Below are 17,279 nucleotides of genomic sequence, written 5' to 3'. Positions count from 1 at the left end.
TTAATAGCAATACAAATTTGAAGGTTTTAACCATAACCTACAATACTCAAATTGAGTAAATTTAAAATATTTTAGATTAAATTTTTATTTGTTTTTAACATTCCTATTAATTCTCCTGTAGAGGATATATTTAATTTTTTAAGAATATTTCTTCGGTGTGTATCAACAGTATGTGAGCTTATACTTAATTTTTCAGAAATTTCTTTACTGGTATTATTTAAAACCAATAATCGAACAACATCTCGTTCTCTTTTACTAATTCCGCCTTCTAATAGTTTTTGAGAGTGGTTATTAAAGTAAATGGTTTCGTATTCATTTTTTGCATTTAACAACTTAGCAGATGCTGTAATTTGCATTTTAATATTAGCATCTAAAACCGTGTAATGTGCTAATCCTATAATAGGTTTCATATCTGAATCGAATGCTAAAGGGGTTGTATTTTGAATAATATTTACATACACATCGTTTGCATTTTTTAATCTATAATTCCATGTATAGTTTGCACTTTGTCTTTTTTCTGCTGGTATTTCGGTTATCGTAAATTCCATTAAACTATTTAAAGCACTTAACCATATATCAATATCATCCGGATGAATTCTACTCCAAAAATATCGCATCCCTTTGACTTTTAATTCGTTTGCATCTAAACCCAAACAGGAATTAAAATTTTTACTTATATATTCAAAAGTAAGATCTTGTGTATTTGTTATGCAAAAAAAGGTAGAACTGTACGGCAAATAAAAGTCTAACTCTATAATTTTTTTGATGTGCGTTTCTAATGTTGGCGTATCATAAGACTCGAAAATAGATTTATACAGTTGTTTAATTTGGGAATATTTCATAAAGATAATTAACTAGGGATTTAATTATAACGTGCAATTTAATTAAAATATTTTATGTAGGAAAACCTAACATTTCTCCCATTCCTACTGTAAACAACCAACAACCATAGATAGCATGTTCTATAGATACTAAAAATGTAGATTTGGTTTTATGAAATGTAAAAGCAAATAATAAACCACCTACAAAAGTGAGTAGAATTACTAAACTGTTTTTAAAAAACAAATGTGCTAACGAAAACACAATAGCATTTACAAGCATTAAAATTTGATGATTAACAAACAAATTTTTGTAGCGCTGAAAATAAAAAGTCCGATAAATCAATTCTTGCGGATAAACCGAGAAAACACTGTAAACAAATAAAATAGCCAACCATAAAAAAGGCTTGTTTAATACCACATTAAAAAGACTATCCTTACTGGTGTACCAAACAAATATTGTGGTTAACACCCCAATGATAATTGTTTTAAAAAAAGTTACTTTCCAAAAGTGTTTCCAATTTAAATTTGGATTTATTTTAAATGTATTCCCTTCTACTTTTAGTAAAATATAAATTACATAAACAAAGCCTATCACTCCTAAAATCAACTTTATAACAAAAGAGTAATTAAAAACAAAACTTACAGGAAGTAATATAAAAAGAATAAAAAACTCGGTATATCTATGTATGTTTGATTCCATATTTATAGCAACTAATTATTTTTATTTTCAATAGTATTTAAAACAAAATTTAGTTCTGGATCGTTGTTTTCTTTTCGATCTTTAATTGTTGGCAATATTATATAATCTGGTTTTACACCATAACCTTCCGGTTTTTGTTTGTGAGGTGTTTCTAATTGCATTACACCTATTCTTATTTTTAACTTAGATTCTGGTAATTCATAGATTTTAAAAATTCCAGCAACAGTAGAATTGTATGCTCCTCCTGTTTCTTCACCTACAAAAACAGCTCTTTTATTGGCTTGTAATTGGTTAGACAAAACAGAAGATGCAGAAAAAGAATGCCCGTTAATTAACACATAAACAGCTCCTTTAAAACTTTTTTCTTTAGGCGTTACTTCTTTAGTTTGTTTAAACTTATAATATAATTTCCCCGCTTCTTTTTTTGTTTTAATCCAATTGTGAGTGATTATAAAAGGAGAAAAAGTACCAAGCAAAATTTTAATTCCTGTAGATTCTGTATTCGACATAAATGCCTTTAAAAAAGGAATTCTACTATTCACTTCTGCTGGCTCTAAAAAACGATATGGTTCTTCTGCTAAATACGAATAGAGTTGAGCAATTTCGGCTAAACTTCCTCCTCCATTGTCTCTTAGATCTATTATAAGATTTTCTGTTTTAGAGGAATCTATCTTTTTAAAAATTTCTTCGTAAAATGTTTTATATCTTCCGCCCATAAAACCTCTTATTTTCATATAAGCAACAGTACTATCTTTTCCTATAAACTCTAAATTTCGAGTATATTCTTTTCTAGATTTCACATAACCATACACTAAATTATGCTTTCTAATTAATTTTTCCTTTTTCTTTTTTGCTTTACGTTCTTCTTTTGAAAGTTTAACAATGATATCTTTTTGTAAACTATCTTTTATTATAGTATCTGCTTGTTTTTCATCTTTTTCAATGCGTTTAAAATTGCGGTTAAAAACAGAATCCTTCTTTTGGAAAGTAATTTGTAAACTATCGATAAAAAATTTATCACTATAGTAATAGTTTGCAAATCTTTTCCCTAAAACTCTATCATACAAGGTTGTATTAAAGCCATCAGAAGCCATTCTAGATTTATACGTATTTATTAATTCGTTAATATCTTGACCGTCTACTTTAATAACTTCACTTCCTATTAAAAAAGAATCTTGAGAACGAATATTAGTTACTATTAACTCCTTTTCAATATAATCAAAATCTAAATCGTTTATCGTAAAATCCTTTTTAATCAATGCTTTATATGCCTTTCTCTTGAACTGTTTTTTTGGTGTATATACATTAATATGCCCTTGTCTTATACTAGCAATAACTGGAGATATTTTAGCGTAAAAAGCATAACTTGTAAGTGGTTTATCTATACTCTTTTTTAAACTATCAAATTTAAAATCTAAACGTTCTTTAGCTATATATAAATTAATATTTGGATGATGTTTTTTTAATTGCGTATATGCTTTATCTACATCTTTTTGCAAAGCTGCAACTGTATGTAAAGATGTTATATGTTCATTATGTTTTTTAACACTAGAACAGGAAGCACAAAATAAAATTAAGAATAAAAGTAGTAGTTGTTTTTTCATAAAAATCATAATTAACTAAATAGCAGCAAGATAAATATTAAAGCATTCTATTTTACTTTAAATATAATATTAATCTATTTCTGCTATCTAGAATTTCAGAAAGATTTATGAAAATTAAATAGTAATTGCCGTAGTATGTTTTACTTCATTAATCATAAACATACTATGCGTACTACCAATATGGTGTATTTTTGTTAGTCTATTTACCATAAACTCTCTAAAAGCCGCCATATCTTTTACTAGCACTTTTAAAAGGTAATCATAGTCTCCACTTATATGATAACACTCTAAAACCTCTTGTAAATTAGCCACCTCGTTTTCAAACTTAATCACATAATCTTGGGAATGCTGAATAAGCTTTACATGACAAAAAGCTACAAAAGATTTAGCTACTTTTTCTTTATTAACCAAAGCTACATACTTATTTATAACGCCCTGATTTTCTAGTTTTTTAATTCTTTCATAAACCGCAGTAACAGAAAGGTTTAATTTATTAGATAATGCTTTATTGGTTTGCTTACTATCCGCTTGTAAAAGTTGAAGTAGTTTTTGGTCTATTACATCAAAAGTCATATCGAAAAATTTTCAGTAAAAATAGAAATAACCTAAAATTATACCATTATTGAACTGCTAATTTAAATAAATACAGAAAAAATATCTAAATATTACAACATATATTGATTATTAATCTAATACTTCTGAAATTTACATCAAAATAAACTAATTCCATATACAACTATGTCTTTTAAACCAGCAAACAACATTCAAGATTTACAATATTTTGGAGAATTTGGAGGTGTGAATCCTTCCATTTCCGATTCGTCTACATACACCTTTCTTTCTGCTAAAACCATGTTTGATACTTTTGAAGGTAATGCAGATGGATGCTACTTATATTCACGCCATTCTACACCTTCTAATTTATATTTAGGTGAAGCGCTTGCGGCAATGGAAGGCACAGAAACTGCGAATGTAACTGCTTCTGGAATGGGAGCTATTACTCCAGTAATTATGCAACTTTGTGGTACTGGAGATCATATTGTTTCTAGTAGAACCATTTATGGAGGAACCTACGCGTTCTTAAAAAATTTCACACCTCGCTTTAATATTACAACTTCTTTTGTAGATATTACAAAAATGGATGTAGTTGAAGCTGCTATTACTCCAAACACAAAAGTTATATACTGCGAGTCTGTTAGCAACCCCTTATTAGAAGTTGCAGATATTAAAGGCTTAGCAAAACTAGCAAAAAAATACAATCTTAAATTGATTGTTGATAATACGTTTTCCCCATTATCTATTTCTCCTGCGCAATTAGGTGCAGATGTAGTGATACATAGTTTAACCAAATTTATTAATGGTTCTAGTGACACGGTTGGTGGTGTAATTTGTGGTACTCAAGAGTTTATTAATGATTTACGAAATGTAAACGATGGTGCTTGTATGCTTTTAGGAAGCACAATGGATAGTTTACGAGCTGCTTCGGTATTAAAAAATTTAAGAACACTTCATATTAGAATGCAACAACATAGTTTGAATGCAACTTACTTAGCCGAAAAATTTGAAAACTTAGGGCTTAAAACAGTATATCCAGGTTTAACTTCGCATCCTTCGCATCACATCTTTAAAAGTATGATGAACAATAAATATGGTTTTGGTGGCATGTTAACTATTGATGTTGGTGCTTTAGATAAAGCCAATGCCTTAATGGAAATGATGCAAGAAAAAAACTTGGGTTATTTAGCAGTAAGTTTAGGCTTTTATAAAACATTATTCTCTGCTCCAGGAAGCTCTACATCTTCTGAAATCCCAGAAGAAGAACAAGCAGCAATGGGATTGAGTGATGGACTTATTCGATTTTCAATAGGATTAGATGCAGATATTGAACGTACTTTCAATACGATGAAATCTTGTATGGAAGCACTAGGTATTCTAAAACAGGAAATCGCATAATTACATTTGTTTTAATAAAGGAAAAGGTCTGAAAAAAAATTCAGACCTTTTTGGCATTTGCATACTTTTAATGAAAATCGTAACATTACATTTCTAAAACCAACTACATTCATGCAAGAAAACGATAATCTTTCCGAAATTAACATTCAAGATCAAAAAATAATAGATAATAAAGAACTTAATATTTGGGAGGCTCTTATTCCTGTAGTTATTTTAATGGGACTATTGGCATACAACATATTTTTTGCTGATGGTGCAATGTTTGGAGATTATTCTAATCAAATCATTTTATTAATTGGTGGTTTTGTTGCTTTTATGGATGGTTTATTTAATAAAGTTACTCCATTAACAATGTTTAAAGAAGTTTTAGAAAACCTTAAAAGTGTTTTTGTTCCCATCATGATACTTTTTCTTGTTGGTGCATTAGCAGGAACTTGGCTAGTTAGTGGCGTGATTCCTGCAATGGTTTATTATGGTTTACAAGTATTAAGTCCTGCTATATTTTTACCAGCCTCGGTAATTATTTGTGCAATCATTTCTATTGCTACTGGTAGTTCATGGACCACCTCTGCAACCGTTGGTATTGCACTAATTGGTATTGGTTCTGCTCTTGGTATAAACCCAGGAATGATTGCTGGAGCCGTAATTTCTGGGGCGTATTTTGGAGATAAAATGTCACCGCTTAGTGATACAACAAACCTTGCTCCTGCAATGGCTGGAACCGATTTGTTTACTCATATTAGATACATGACCTTTACAACTATACCAACCGTAATCATTACACTAATAGCGTTTGCTATTATGAGTGCTACAATTGATACTAGTGGTAGTGCAGATATAAGTGGTTTATTAACTAGCATAAAAAGTACTTTTAATATTACTCCATTATTATTTATTGTTCCTGTTGGAGTAATTGCACTTATATTATTAAAAACAAAACCTTTAATAGCTTTAACTTCCGGTGTTTTACTTGCCGCTGTTTTTGCTTTTATTTTTCAATCGGATGTCCTAAAAGCTTTATCAGATTCCAGTTTTACAGCAATAATTAATTCTGTTTTTACAGACACACAAATTTCTACAGACAATGAAAAACTAAACGATTTGTTTTCTGCTGGTGGCATGAAAGGTATGCTATGGACCATCTATTTAATTTGTTGTGCCATGGTATTTGGTGGTATTATGGATGCCATTGGTGCCTTATCTAGAATTACGAAAGAACTTTTAAAATTAGCGACAACTGTATTTGGTTTATTTGCAAGTACCGTAATTAGTTGTTTAGGTTTAAATGCAATTGCATCCGACCAATATTTAGCATTAGTAATTCCTGGGAAAATGTTTAAAAAAGCATATGAAGATAAAGGTCTTGCTCCAGAAAATTTAAGTCGAACATTAGAAGATTCTGGTACAGTAACCTCTGTTCTTATCCCTTGGAATACTTGTGGTGCATACCAATCTGGTGTTTTAGGTGTTGGCGTTGGTGAATATTTTGTTTACGCTATATTTAATTGGCTCAGTCCTTTTACAACCTTATTTTTTGCTGCACTTAATATTAAAATAAGACAACTCAAATCGAAATAACAATAAATAATTCCTTTTTCTATTTACTATAACAAAAATTTATAGCCTAATAAGATTTTAAAATTTTATTAGGCTTGTTTTTTTGTTGTTCCAATGTATCTTTGCACACTGAAAAAACAATATAATAATTATAAAATTTTTAAAGTAATGGCTATAGTAGGAAAACAATTTCCAGATTTAAATGTAGATGCAATGAACGAAATGGGGGACACCTTTAAATTAAACGTTCTTGAAGAAGCAAAAAACAACAAGAAAAAAGTATTATTATTCTGGTATCCAAAAGATTTTACTTTTGTTTGTCCAACAGAACTTCATGCTTTTGAAGCTGCTAAAGCAGAATTTGAAAAAAGAAACACTATCGTAATTGGTGCATCATGTGATACTCCTGAAGTACACTTTGCATGGTTAAACACACCTAAAGATAATGGCGGAATCGAAGGTGTTACTTACCCTATTCTTGCAGATTCTAATCGTAATCTTGCTTCTACTCTAGGAATTTTAGATATCACAAACGAAAAATATAACGAAGAAACAGGTGTTGTAACTGTTGAAGGAGACAACGTAACCTATAGAGCTACTTACGTTATTGACGAAGATGGTGTAGTACAACACGAAGGTGTAAACAATATGCCAATTGGTAGAAACGTAAACGAGTTTTTACGTATTATCGATGCATTAACGCACGTACAAGAAAAAGGAGAAGTTTGTCCTGCAAACTGGGAAGAAGGTAAAGATGCTATGAGCGCTAACCGTATTGGTACTGCAGCATATTTAGCAAATCACGTAAACTAATACATCATGGTGCAAGAATTAAGTCAAGATAATCTAAACGAAATTATTGCTGCTAACGAAACCGTTGTTGTGCAATATTCAGCAACTTGGTGTGGTAACTGTCGTATTATGAAACCAAAAGTTAAGAAATTAGCTGGCGAGTTAGAAAATATTACGTTTGTTATCGCTGACGCGGAAAAATTTCCGGAATCTAGAAAATTAGCTACAGTAGATAATTTACCAACATTTGCAACTTTTAAAAAAGGTGATTTTGTGAATCAAGTTCAGACTAACAAATTCGACGTTTTAAAAGAATTAGTAAACGAAGTAGTATAACAACTTAATTAGGTTCCGTTTTCACGGAAACAAAAATAAATTATCAATGAAATTACCAGTAATAAAACACTTAGCGCAATTTATAGAAGACAATGACGAAGACTATATTGTAGAAACCATTGAAACGCTAGAAGCATTAACCGAAGTTTCCTCTTTAAAGGATGAAGAACTAGATGTTATTGGAGAATTAATCTCTAATATGTATGGCGCAATAGAAGTAAACAAAATGATTAAAGAAGGAACTCCTAAAAAAGAGGCCGTTAATTCTTTTATGAAACGTGTTTTAGGATCCATTGATAAATAAGCATAAGAAAAAGAAAATTAGTTCAAAAAAACCACTTTATGAAAATTAGGTGGTTTTTTTATGTCTAAAAATTAATTGGTTAACCAATTTTTATATACCTTACATTCTATTAAAAAATAAAAAACCATAAATCATGATCAAAAAACGCTTGTCATTTCTTTCAACTTGCTTTGTACTTAGTTTATTTATTGTATTAAATAGCTGTAAAAGCGAAACTAAAAACTCGAAACAAAAAGAAGAAATTGTAACCTCTAAAACCGTTTACGCTAATGACGTTATTCCATTTTTTGACCAATGGAAATTAATCTTAGGAGATGGTTCAAATGCTGGTATTGTAAATAATTTTGAGAATAAAGATTTCTTTTACACTACCAATGATGGCACCAATGATTGGGTTGTTTTTAAAGCCCCAAATGGAGGAGACACACACGGAACTTCAAACAATACAAGAACCGAGTTAGCGCAAACCAAAAAATGGTATCCAAAAACGGCGAACGATAAATTAACAGCTACACTTAAAGTAATGAATGTATCTGCAACTGGTGATGCGCGAGTAGCAGCATCTCATGCTGTTGTTGTAGGTCAGATTCATAGTGCTGATGCATTTGAAAATGAGCCGCTTAAAATATTTTACAAAAAATTCCCTGGGCACAGTAAAGGTTCTGTTTTCTGGCATTATGAAATTAATACAGCTGGAGACGATAACGCAAAACGTTGGGACTATTCTTCCGCCGTATGGGGTAACGACTTTTCTGTGGTTGGTAGTGATGCAAACACCTATCCTGAAGAAGCTAAAGATGGTATAAAGTTAGGCGAAGAGTTTAGCTATTCTGTGGAAGTAAAAGACGGAATTATGAACTTAATTTTTACTAGTCCAGGACATGAGACAAAAACGTTTACTAAAAACTTAGTAGTGTCGGAATACGCTAAAAAAGCAAACATACCAGAACAAACACAAAAATTATTTTTCCCTATTGGTCAAGATGGTGTAGAGCGTCCGGAAGCCTATACAGGAGAAGGTTGTTTTTTTAAACTTGGTTGCTATAACCAAACCAATGGGAAATCTCCAGACGTGAACAAAAACTGGTGCTCAGGCGCAGAAACACATGGTGGTGATATTCAAAAACAATATGCAGATGGAAACTATGCAGAAGTTTGGTTTAAAAAGGGAAGTATTTCTGTAAGTGAAGCTGCTGTTTCTAACGAAGGTTATTTCACAAAAAATGATTAACTAAAATTATACCTAATATTAAAAACCACTTTGTTCTTTCAAAGTGGTTTTTAAGTATAATAGCAGCTTGTGTTTAATAAAACAACTACATTAACAAAGAAATAATCTCACTAAATCCTTTCGCTTTAGCATATTCTAAAGCTGTTTTACCTTCGTTATCTTTAATGGTTACATCTGCTTTCTGTTCTAAAAGCAACTTCACAAGAGCTACTTTATTATATTGAGTAGCAAAGGTCAAAGCAGTCGTTCCATGGTTATTTACAGCATTTATATCTGCTCCGTTTTCTATTAAATACTTCGCAAAAGGAGCATTCCCTTTAAAACTTACACCAATTAATGCGGTATTTCCGGAGGCATCTTTATCATTTATAGGTGCATTATTCTCAACTAAGATTTTAGTAGCAGCTTCGTTATCAAAATAGGTGGCCAAAATTAATGGTGTAAATCCACGTTGATCTTTAGCTTCAGCCAACCTAGAATTTTCAGACAACAATGCATTTAAAGTGCTATTATCGTTATTTTTTATGCTTTCAAAAATCTGATCTATATTTTTCATGCTATACTTTTTCAATAAAAAAGGAATGAATTTTTAAATCCATCCCTTTAAAATCTATATGTTTTATTATTATTTTAAATCAAAACGGTTTGCATTCATTACTTTAGTCCAAGCTGCAACAAAGTCAGTTACAAACTTCTCTTTACTATCGTCTTGTGCGTATACTTCTGCATAAGCACGTAAAATAGAGTTCGATCCAAACACTAAATCTACCCGAGTTGCTGTGAATTTAACAGCTCCTGTTTTGCGATTTATAATTTCATAAATACCGTTATCAAGATGCTTCCATTCGTAAATCATATCGGTAAGATTTACAAAGAAATCATTAGTTAAAGCGCCTTCATTTTCGGTAAACACACCATGTTTTGTTCCTCCATAATTGGTTCCCAATACACGCATTCCTCCCACTAAAACTGTCATTTCGGCTGCTGTTAAACCCATTAATTGTGTACGATCTAAAAGCATTTCTTCTGGACTAACCACATATTCTTTCTTCTGCCAGTTTCTATAACCATCTGCTAAAGGCTCTAAAGGCTCAAAAGATTCTACATCTGTCATTTCTTGTGTAGCATCTCCTCTACCTGGAGCAAAAGGTACACTAACATGCATTCCTGCATTTTTAATTGCTTTTTCTACTCCAACATTACCAGCTAACACAATAGTATCCGCAAGGCTAATACCAAAGTCTATAGCGATAGGTTGCAAAACAGCGAGTACTTTTTGTAATTTTTCTGGTTCGTTACCTTGCCATTTATTTTGTGGTTCTAATTGAATACGCGCGCCATTTGTACCACCTCTAAAATCAGATCCTCTGTAGGTTCTAGCACTATCCCAAGCAGTGGTAACCAATTCTGAAATACTTAAATCTGTACTTGCTATTGTATTTTTAACAGCTTCTGCATCATAATCGTAATTTCCTTTTGGCACTGGATCTTGCCAAATTAAATCTTCTTGAGGTACATCTGGTCCAAACCAACGATCTTTTGGCCCCATATCACGATGCGTTAATTTAAACCAAGCACGAGCAAAAGCATCCGAAAATGCGTCAAAATCATTCTTGAATTTTAAAGAAATCTCTTTATATATAGGATCCATTTTCATGGCCATATCTGCATCCGTCATCATAGGGTTATGCTTAGTAGTCATATCCTCAACATCTACAGGCATGTCTTCTTCTGCAATACTTACTGGTTCCCATTGTAAGGCTCCTGCTGGACTTTTACGTAGTTCCCACTCATGGTTAAATAACATTTCGAAAAAACCATTATCCCATTTTGTTGGGTGTGTTGTCCATGCTCCTTCTAAACCACTAGTAACCGTATATCTACCTTTACCAGATTTTGTTGGGTTAGACCAACCTAAACCTTGTGCATCTACATCTGCACTCTCAGGGTCTGGTCCCAAAATACTTGCATCCCCATTACCATGTGTTTTCCCAACAGTATGTCCGCCAGCAGTTAAAGCAACCGTTTCTTCATCATTCATTGCCATACGCTTAAATGTTTCTCTAACTTGTAGCGCTGTTTTTAAAGGATCTGGTTTCCCATTTACACCTTCTGGATTCACATAAATTAACCCCATTTGTACTGCAGCTAATGGGTTTTCCATTGTTGCAGGATTCTCCACATTTCCATAACGTTCATCACTAGGTGCTAACCATTCTTTTTCTGCTCCCCAATACACATCTTTTTCTGGATGCCATATATCTTGACGTCCAAATGCAAATCCATAGGTTTTTAGCCCCATACTTTCATAAGCAATAGTACCTGCAAGAATTATAAGATCTGCCCAACTTACTTTATTTCCATATTTTTTCTTAATTGGCCAAAGCAAACGTCTGGCTTTGTCTAAACTAACATTATCTGGCCAAGAATTTAGTGGAGCAAAACGCTGGTTTCCTGTACCTCCACCTCCACGTCCATCGGGTAATCTGTAGGAACCGGCAGCATGCCAAGCCATTCTAATCATTAATCCTCCATAATGTCCCCAATCGGCAGGCCACCAATCTTGACTGTCTGTCATAAATACATGAAGATCTTTTTTAAGCGCATCAACATCTAATTTTTTTAATTCTTCGTGGTAATCAAAGTCCGCACCAAGTGGATTTGTTTTGGTATCCTGCTGGTGTAGAATCTCTAAATTTAAGGTGTTTGGCCACCAATCTGTTACAGTTTTTTCGGTTGTAGTAATAGCACCTTGCATAAAAGGGCATTTACTAGCATCGCCATTATTAGTATGATCCATATTTTATATTTTTTTAAATTAACATTTTAAATCGAAAATAAAATTAGTTATTTATCCTCTAAAATTAAGATATAAAAAATTGATTGTCCCTATTTACCGATAGCTTAAAACTATTGTTTTTCATTTACCCATAAACACACACTATGTTTAAATATAAAAAAGCCACTTCAAAAGAAGTAGCTTTTCATTAACCAAACTTAATTAATCCCCAAAAACTAAGATTTTGGTAATAATACGGTATCAACGACATGAATAACGCCATTAGATTGATTTACATCGGCAATTGTAATTTTTGCTGAATTTCCATTTGCATCAGTAACATAAACGTCTTTTCCTTTTAACCAAGCGGTAATCATACCACCACTAACGGTTTCAATTACAGCTTTTCCTTTTCCTTTTTTAATCAGCTCTAATACATCTTCTGCATTCCATTTTCCAGCAACTACGTGATAGGTTAATACGGTTTGTAGTGTTTTTTTGTTTTCTTTCATTAATAATGTTTCTACTGTACCTTTTGGTAATTTTGCAAAAGCTTCATTTGTAGGAGCAAATACTGTAAAAGGCCCTTCACTAGATAATACATCTACTAACTCTGCAGCTTTTACTGCTGCAACTAAAGTGGTATGGTCTTTAGAATTTACTGCGTTTTCTACTATGTTTTTACTTGGATACATTGCCGCACCACCAACCATAACACTTTTCTCTTTCTTCATTTTTTCTTGCGAAAAACCACTAATAGAAGTAAATAATACTATTGTAAATAATGTGGACTTTAATACTTTTGAAATTTTCATAATTTTTGGTTTTTAATACTTGTTATTTTATTGTTTACAGTTATATAAACGAAGATTAATAAAAGCCGGTTTTTTAAATAGCACGGCTTTAACAAGAAATTAACGAGCCTCTTATTGCTAAACACATTAAATTCAAGCAGTTGATAATTTCAAAAAAAATAAAAAAAAAAGGAACTAGATAGCATTAGCAGGTAATTATTCTTAATTTTATACTTTAATAAAAAAACTTGAAAATGGCTAAAATAACATTAGGTGGTGCACCTGTAGAAACGAGTGGTAGTTTACCAACAGTTGGAGACAAAGCTCCAGAATTTACATTAACAGTAAGTGATTTATCTTCGCAAAAACTTTCAGATTTAAAAGGAAATAAAGTCGTATTAAATATTTTTCCTAGTGTAGATACAGGTACTTGTGCTACATCTGTACGTACTTTTAATAAAGAAGCTTCCGAAGTCGAAAACACTAAAATTCTTTGTATATCTAGAGATTTACCTTTTGCTCAAGCACGTTTTTGTGGAGCTGAAGGTATAGAAAACGTTATCATGTTATCCGATTTCAATACAGGACAGTTTGGTAAAGACTATGGTTTAGAATTTGCTACTGGAAAATTTGAAGGATTACATTCTAGATGTGTCGTAGTTTTAGATGAAAACGGAGTAGTAAAATACACTGAGCAAGTACAAGAAGTTGCTGATGAGCCAAATTATAAAGCTGCACTAGAAGCATTAAAATAATTTGATCTATAATAAGGAGGCAGTTTTAAAAGTTTTAAAATGACCAAAAAAGAATCTTTTCTTGTAAACAGACTTAAAAGTGTAAAATATGCTTTTAAAGGTGCCTTTTTATTAATAACTACAGAAAACAGTATTAAAGTACAATTTTGTATTGGTACTATTATGACCATTCTTGGATTTTATTACCAACTTTCTGCAACCGAATGGATTATTCAAATATTTTGCATTGCCCTTATTATGGCTTTTGAAGGGTTAAATACTGCTATTGAAGAAATTGCAAATTTTATTCATCCAGAATACCACAGCAAAATAGGACTCATTAAAGATCTAGCAGCAGGGGCTGTTTTTATTTTTGCTATTGCAGCATCTATTATTGGTTGTATTATTTATTTACCAAAAATTTTTTAATACCTCCTTCCGAATTCATTTTCTTGAAAACATTGTTTACAATTTTTTAGAATAAAGTTTCGTTACCATTTGTAATTTGTATTTTTGTTTTCCATCTATACAAAATATATAGATCACAATTAGAAATTAAAGATTTTCACTTTCGCGGAAAATAAATATGGCAAAAAAGAAAACGAAGACGACAAAAGCTACAACCAAAAAGACTAAAACTTTAAAAGCACCAAGTTTTGAACTTTCTAACCAACAAAAATTGGTTTTAGGAAGCTTATTAATTATACTTGGCTTATTACTTTTTATCGCTTTTTTATCTTTCTTTTTTACAGGAAAAGCAGACCAAAGTACATTAACCGAGTTTGGATCAAGAAACGTAGAAACTCAAAACTGGCTTAGTAAATCTGGAGTTTGGTTAAGCGACTTTTTTATCCAGCGTGGTTTTGGTATTGCTTCCTTTATATTTTCTGGCCTCATCTTTCTTTCTGGCGTTTACGTTTTACTAAACCTAAAAAAAGAAAAACTAGGAAAACATTGGTTTTGGGGAACTTTAATAGTGATTTGGTTATCTATTCTCTTCGGATTTTTTGCGCATAAAAATGATATATTAGGAGGTGTTATTGGTTTTGAAATTAATTCCTTTCTACAAGATTATATTGGTAAAATTGGAACCATACTTTTACTTGTTTTTGGGCTAATCACCTATTTAGCGACACGTTTTAAAATGACTGTAGAAACTTTTGCTAAAGTCTTCAAAAAAGCAAAAAAAGAAATTAATGAAGAAATAGACGATTTTAAAGAAGAGTTTATTCCTTTAGATAATGATTTAACAGCAGAAGCGGAAGAAATTAAAGCAGCGCATCAAGTTAATGTCCAAAAAGAAGCACCTATTGTAGTTCAACAAGAGATTAAACCAGAAATAAAAAAAGAACCTAAAACCAAGATTAAAACAGACGACTTTAAAGTAGAGATAGCAAAAGAAGAAGAGGAAGAAGAAGTTGCTATGGAAGTAGAAAAAGTAGCTGAAGAAATTTCGGAAACCGACAATCTAGCGAACAAACTCGTAGAAGATTTTGGTCAATTCGATCCAACCTTAGAACTTGGTAATTACCAGTTTCCTCCTTTAGACTTATTAAAAAAATACGACAACGAAGGTATTTCTATAAACCAAGAGGAGCTAGAAGAAAATAAAAACAGAATTGTTGAAACCTTAAACAATTATAAAATTGGAATTTCTAGTATCAAGGCTACCATTGGTCCTACAGTCACACTTTACGAAATTGTTCCAGAAGCAGGAGTACGTATCTCAAAAATTAAAAACCTAGAAGACGATATTGCCCTATCTCTTTCTGCTTTAGGTATTCGTATTATTGCGCCAATTCCTGGAAAAGGAACTATTGGTATAGAGGTGCCAAACAAAAGTTCTACTATTGTTTCTATGCGATCGGTAATTGCTTCGCAAAAATTTCAAAAATCGGAAATGCAACTACCTATTGCATTTGGTAAAACCATTAGCAACGAAACCTTTGTTGTCGATCTAGCAAAAATGCCACACATGCTTATGGCTGGAGCGACAGGACAAGGTAAATCGGTAGGTTTAAATGCAGTCCTTACTTCCTTACTATATAAAAAACACCCTGCAGAAGTGAAGTTTGTTTTGGTAGATCCTAAAAAAGTAGAACTTACATTATTCAATAAAATAGAACGTCATTATTTAGCAAAATTACCAGACGAAGCAGAAGCAATTATTACTGATAACACCAAAGTAATTAACACCCTTAACTCGCTTTGTATAGAAATGGACAATCGTTACGAAATGCTTAAAAATGCACTTTGTCGTAACATTGTAGAGTATAATACTAAATTTAAAGCACGTAAATTAAATCCTAATGATGGCCATGCCTTTTTACCATATATTGTTTTAGTGGTAGATGAGTTTGCTGATTTAATTATGACTGCTGGTAAAGAAGTCGAAACTCCGGTTGCCCGTTTAGCACAATTAGCTCGTGCAATTGGTATTCATTTAATTATAGCAACACAAAGACCATCTGTAAATGTAATTACAGGTATTATTAAAGCCAATTTCCCAGCAAGAATCGCATTTAGAGTAACGAGTAAAATTGATTCGAGAACTATTTTAGATGGCTCTGGAGCAGACCAACTTATTGGTCGTGGAGATATGCTTTATACACAAGGAAACGAGTTAGTGCGTATACAATGTGCTTTTGTAGATACTCCCGAAGTAGAAAGAATTGTAGATTTTATTGGTGCGCAAAAGGCTTATCCAGATGCACATTTACTTCCAGAATATGTTGGTGAAGAAAGTGGCACAAGTCTTGATATAGATATAAGCGATAGAGACAAACTATTTCGCGAAGCGGCCGAACTTATTGTAATTGCACAACAAGGATCTGCTTCCTTATTACAGCGTAAACTAAAATTAGGATACAATCGTGCAGGACGATTAATCGATCAATTAGAAGCTGCTGGAATTGTAGGTGGGTTTGAAGGTAGTAAAGCAAGACAAGTTTTGGTTCCAGATTTAGTTGCTCTAGATCAATTATTAGAAAACGAAAGTTTATAACAAAAAAGAAAAACAAGTATTTATTATGAAGAAGTTAATTTTCATATTCACCATTTTATTAAGTATTACAAGCTTTGCTCAAAATGAAGCTAAAACCTTATTGGACGAAGTTTCCCAAAAAGTAAAAAGCTATGATAATATAGCTATAGACTTTAAATATATGCTACATAATACTGCCGAGAATATTAAACAAGAAACACGTGGTGATGTAGTAATGCAAGGTGAAAAATTCAAACTAAACATTCTTGGTATAACCAGAATATATAACGGAAAAACACTGTACAGCATAAGTCCTGAAGACGAACAAGTAACTATTTCTTCGGAAAGTATGGACGACGAAGGAAGCATAACACCAAGTAAAATGTTATCTTTTTATGAAGACGGATTCACCTATGTTATGGACATCGTTCAAAATGTACAAGGAAGAAAAATACAATATGTAAAATTGACTCCTATCGATTCAAATTCGGAAATAAAATCAGTGCTTTTAGGAATAGATGCGCAAACAAAACATATTTACAATTTAATTGAAACAGGAAAAAACGGAACAAAAACTACTTTAACCGTTAATTCTTTTAAAACAAACGAGACTATTTCAAAAACCTTATTTACCTTTGACGAAAGTAAGTTTAAAGACTACTATATAGAAAAGTTAGATTAGTACATTAAA

The 17,279-nt window shown here is 31.8% G+C and carries 17 protein-coding genes; 10 read left to right on the top strand and 7 right to left on the bottom strand.

Going from position 1 to position 17,279, the window contains the following annotated elements; genetic code table 11:
* Nucleotides 1-71 precede the first annotated feature (71 nt).
* The 4 genes from Q4512_RS10235 to Q4512_RS10220 all read right to left on the bottom strand — a co-directional run bounded on the left by Q4512_RS10235 (nt 72) and on the right by Q4512_RS10220 (nt 3,698).
* The gene (locus tag Q4512_RS10235; protein WP_303424184.1) at nt 72-842 is read right to left on the bottom strand and encodes a LuxR C-terminal-related transcriptional regulator; all 771 of its coding nucleotides are present in this window, start codon (nt 840-842) and stop codon (nt 72-74) included.
* Nucleotides 843-894: 52 nt separating this feature from the next.
* On the bottom strand, nt 895-1,521 hold the full coding sequence (locus Q4512_RS10230; protein ID WP_303424183.1) for a CPBP family intramembrane glutamic endopeptidase: 627 nt from the start codon (nt 1,519-1,521) through the stop codon (nt 895-897).
* 11 nt (nt 1,522-1,532) lie between these two features.
* On the bottom strand, nt 1,533-3,125 hold the full coding sequence (locus Q4512_RS10225) for a S41 family peptidase (protein ID WP_303424182.1): 1,593 nt from the start codon (nt 3,123-3,125) through the stop codon (nt 1,533-1,535).
* A 114-nt stretch (nt 3,126-3,239) separates the two neighbouring features.
* On the bottom strand, nt 3,240-3,698 hold the full coding sequence (locus tag Q4512_RS10220; protein ID WP_303424181.1) for an Lrp/AsnC family transcriptional regulator: 459 nt from the start codon (nt 3,696-3,698) through the stop codon (nt 3,240-3,242).
* A 165-nt stretch (nt 3,699-3,863) separates the two neighbouring features.
* On the opposite strand from Q4512_RS10220, the gene Q4512_RS10215 reads away from it, so the two are divergent.
* The 6 genes from Q4512_RS10215 (at nt 3,864) to Q4512_RS10190 (ending at nt 9,298) form a co-directional block, all read left to right on the top strand.
* Complete coding sequence (locus tag Q4512_RS10215) at nt 3,864-5,078, top strand: aminotransferase class I/II-fold pyridoxal phosphate-dependent enzyme (protein WP_303424180.1); 1,215 nt, start codon at nt 3,864-3,866, stop codon at nt 5,076-5,078.
* A 111-nt stretch (nt 5,079-5,189) separates the two neighbouring features.
* The gene (nhaC, locus tag Q4512_RS10210; protein ID WP_303424179.1) at nt 5,190-6,656 is read left to right on the top strand and encodes a Na+/H+ antiporter NhaC; all 1,467 of its coding nucleotides are present in this window, start codon (nt 5,190-5,192) and stop codon (nt 6,654-6,656) included.
* Between the two features lie 147 nt (nt 6,657-6,803).
* A complete protein-coding gene (locus Q4512_RS10205) occupies nt 6,804-7,448 on the top strand; it encodes a peroxiredoxin (protein WP_303424178.1) in 645 nt (214 codons plus the stop codon).
* Nucleotides 7,449-7,454: 6 nt separating this feature from the next.
* On the top strand, nt 7,455-7,763 hold the full coding sequence (locus tag Q4512_RS10200) for a co-chaperone YbbN (protein ID WP_303424177.1): 309 nt from the start codon (nt 7,455-7,457) through the stop codon (nt 7,761-7,763).
* Between the two features lie 46 nt (nt 7,764-7,809).
* On the top strand, nt 7,810-8,067 hold the full coding sequence (locus Q4512_RS10195) for a DUF6952 family protein (protein ID WP_303424176.1): 258 nt from the start codon (nt 7,810-7,812) through the stop codon (nt 8,065-8,067).
* Between the two features lie 133 nt (nt 8,068-8,200).
* Complete coding sequence (locus Q4512_RS10190; RefSeq protein WP_303424175.1) at nt 8,201-9,298, top strand: polysaccharide lyase family 7 protein; 1,098 nt, start codon at nt 8,201-8,203, stop codon at nt 9,296-9,298.
* Nucleotides 9,299-9,383: 85 nt separating this feature from the next.
* Here Q4512_RS10190 and Q4512_RS10185 read toward each other — a convergent pair whose 3' ends face one another.
* From Q4512_RS10185 to Q4512_RS10175, 3 genes are all read right to left on the bottom strand, one after another.
* Nucleotides 9,384-9,854 carry an ankyrin repeat domain-containing protein gene (locus Q4512_RS10185; RefSeq protein WP_303424174.1) on the bottom strand — a complete coding sequence of 157 codons (471 nt, stop codon included), beginning with the start codon at nt 9,852-9,854 and terminating at the stop codon, nt 9,384-9,386.
* Between the two features lie 69 nt (nt 9,855-9,923).
* Entirely contained in the window at nt 9,924-12,098 is a 2,175-nt protein-coding gene (gene katG / locus Q4512_RS10180) for a catalase/peroxidase HPI (protein WP_303424173.1), read from the bottom strand.
* A 215-nt stretch (nt 12,099-12,313) separates the two neighbouring features.
* Complete coding sequence (locus Q4512_RS10175; RefSeq protein WP_303424172.1) at nt 12,314-12,892, bottom strand: fasciclin domain-containing protein; 579 nt, start codon at nt 12,890-12,892, stop codon at nt 12,314-12,316.
* 233 nt (nt 12,893-13,125) lie between these two features.
* Here Q4512_RS10175 and tpx point away from each other — a divergent pair, with 233 nt between their 5' ends.
* The 4 genes from tpx to Q4512_RS10155 all read left to right on the top strand — a co-directional run bounded on the left by tpx (nt 13,126) and on the right by Q4512_RS10155 (nt 17,270).
* Nucleotides 13,126-13,626: a thiol peroxidase gene (tpx, locus tag Q4512_RS10170; RefSeq protein ID WP_303424171.1), complete on the top strand. Its 501-nt coding sequence runs from the start codon at nt 13,126-13,128 to the stop codon at nt 13,624-13,626.
* Between the two features lie 39 nt (nt 13,627-13,665).
* The gene (locus tag Q4512_RS10165) at nt 13,666-14,034 is read left to right on the top strand and encodes a diacylglycerol kinase (protein ID WP_303424170.1); all 369 of its coding nucleotides are present in this window, start codon (nt 13,666-13,668) and stop codon (nt 14,032-14,034) included.
* A 157-nt stretch (nt 14,035-14,191) separates the two neighbouring features.
* On the top strand, nt 14,192-16,609 hold the full coding sequence (locus Q4512_RS10160) for a DNA translocase FtsK (protein WP_303424169.1): 2,418 nt from the start codon (nt 14,192-14,194) through the stop codon (nt 16,607-16,609).
* 25 nt (nt 16,610-16,634) lie between these two features.
* The gene (locus tag Q4512_RS10155; RefSeq protein WP_303424168.1) at nt 16,635-17,270 is read left to right on the top strand and encodes an outer membrane lipoprotein carrier protein LolA; all 636 of its coding nucleotides are present in this window, start codon (nt 16,635-16,637) and stop codon (nt 17,268-17,270) included.
* The last annotated feature ends 9 nt before the right edge of the window (nt 17,271-17,279 follow it).

Source organism: Oceanihabitans sp. 2_MG-2023 (genome assembly GCF_030547245.1).
In the GTDB taxonomy this organism is placed as follows: Bacteria; Bacteroidota; Bacteroidia; order Flavobacteriales; family Flavobacteriaceae; genus Oceanihabitans.
The sequence above is the reverse complement of the archived record's forward strand: the minus strand, read 5'-3'. Positions and strand labels throughout refer to the sequence as shown.

What these genes read in the sequence shown, in the direction of transcription:
- Q4512_RS10190 (WP_303424175.1), top strand. Translation starts at nt 8,201, where the DNA reads ATGATCAAAAAACGCTTGTCATTTCTTTCAACTTGCTTTGTACTTAGT.
- Q4512_RS10220 (WP_303424181.1), bottom strand. Translation starts at nt 3,698, where the DNA reads ATGACTTTTGATGTAATAGACCAAAAACTACTTCAACTTTTACAAGCG.
- katG (WP_303424173.1), bottom strand. Translation starts at nt 12,098, where the DNA reads ATGGATCATACTAATAATGGCGATGCTAGTAAATGCCCTTTTATGCAA.
- Q4512_RS10205 (WP_303424178.1), top strand. Translation starts at nt 6,804, where the DNA reads ATGGCTATAGTAGGAAAACAATTTCCAGATTTAAATGTAGATGCAATG.
- Q4512_RS10175 (WP_303424172.1), bottom strand. Translation starts at nt 12,892, where the DNA reads ATGAAAATTTCAAAAGTATTAAAGTCCACATTATTTACAATAGTATTA.
- Q4512_RS10235 (WP_303424184.1), bottom strand. Translation starts at nt 842, where the DNA reads ATGAAATATTCCCAAATTAAACAACTGTATAAATCTATTTTCGAGTCT.
- Q4512_RS10155 (WP_303424168.1), top strand. Translation starts at nt 16,635, where the DNA reads ATGAAGAAGTTAATTTTCATATTCACCATTTTATTAAGTATTACAAGC.
- tpx (WP_303424171.1), top strand. Translation starts at nt 13,126, where the DNA reads ATGGCTAAAATAACATTAGGTGGTGCACCTGTAGAAACGAGTGGTAGT.
- Q4512_RS10200 (WP_303424177.1), top strand. Translation starts at nt 7,455, where the DNA reads ATGGTGCAAGAATTAAGTCAAGATAATCTAAACGAAATTATTGCTGCT.
- Q4512_RS10185 (WP_303424174.1), bottom strand. Translation starts at nt 9,854, where the DNA reads ATGAAAAATATAGATCAGATTTTTGAAAGCATAAAAAATAACGATAAT.
- Q4512_RS10165 (WP_303424170.1), top strand. Translation starts at nt 13,666, where the DNA reads ATGACCAAAAAAGAATCTTTTCTTGTAAACAGACTTAAAAGTGTAAAA.
- Q4512_RS10195 (WP_303424176.1), top strand. Translation starts at nt 7,810, where the DNA reads ATGAAATTACCAGTAATAAAACACTTAGCGCAATTTATAGAAGACAAT.
- Q4512_RS10215 (WP_303424180.1), top strand. Translation starts at nt 3,864, where the DNA reads ATGTCTTTTAAACCAGCAAACAACATTCAAGATTTACAATATTTTGGA.
- nhaC (WP_303424179.1), top strand. Translation starts at nt 5,190, where the DNA reads ATGCAAGAAAACGATAATCTTTCCGAAATTAACATTCAAGATCAAAAA.
- Q4512_RS10160 (WP_303424169.1), top strand. Translation starts at nt 14,192, where the DNA reads ATGGCAAAAAAGAAAACGAAGACGACAAAAGCTACAACCAAAAAGACT.
- Q4512_RS10225 (WP_303424182.1), bottom strand. Translation starts at nt 3,125, where the DNA reads ATGAAAAAACAACTACTACTTTTATTCTTAATTTTATTTTGTGCTTCC.
- Q4512_RS10230 (WP_303424183.1), bottom strand. Translation starts at nt 1,521, where the DNA reads ATGGAATCAAACATACATAGATATACCGAGTTTTTTATTCTTTTTATA.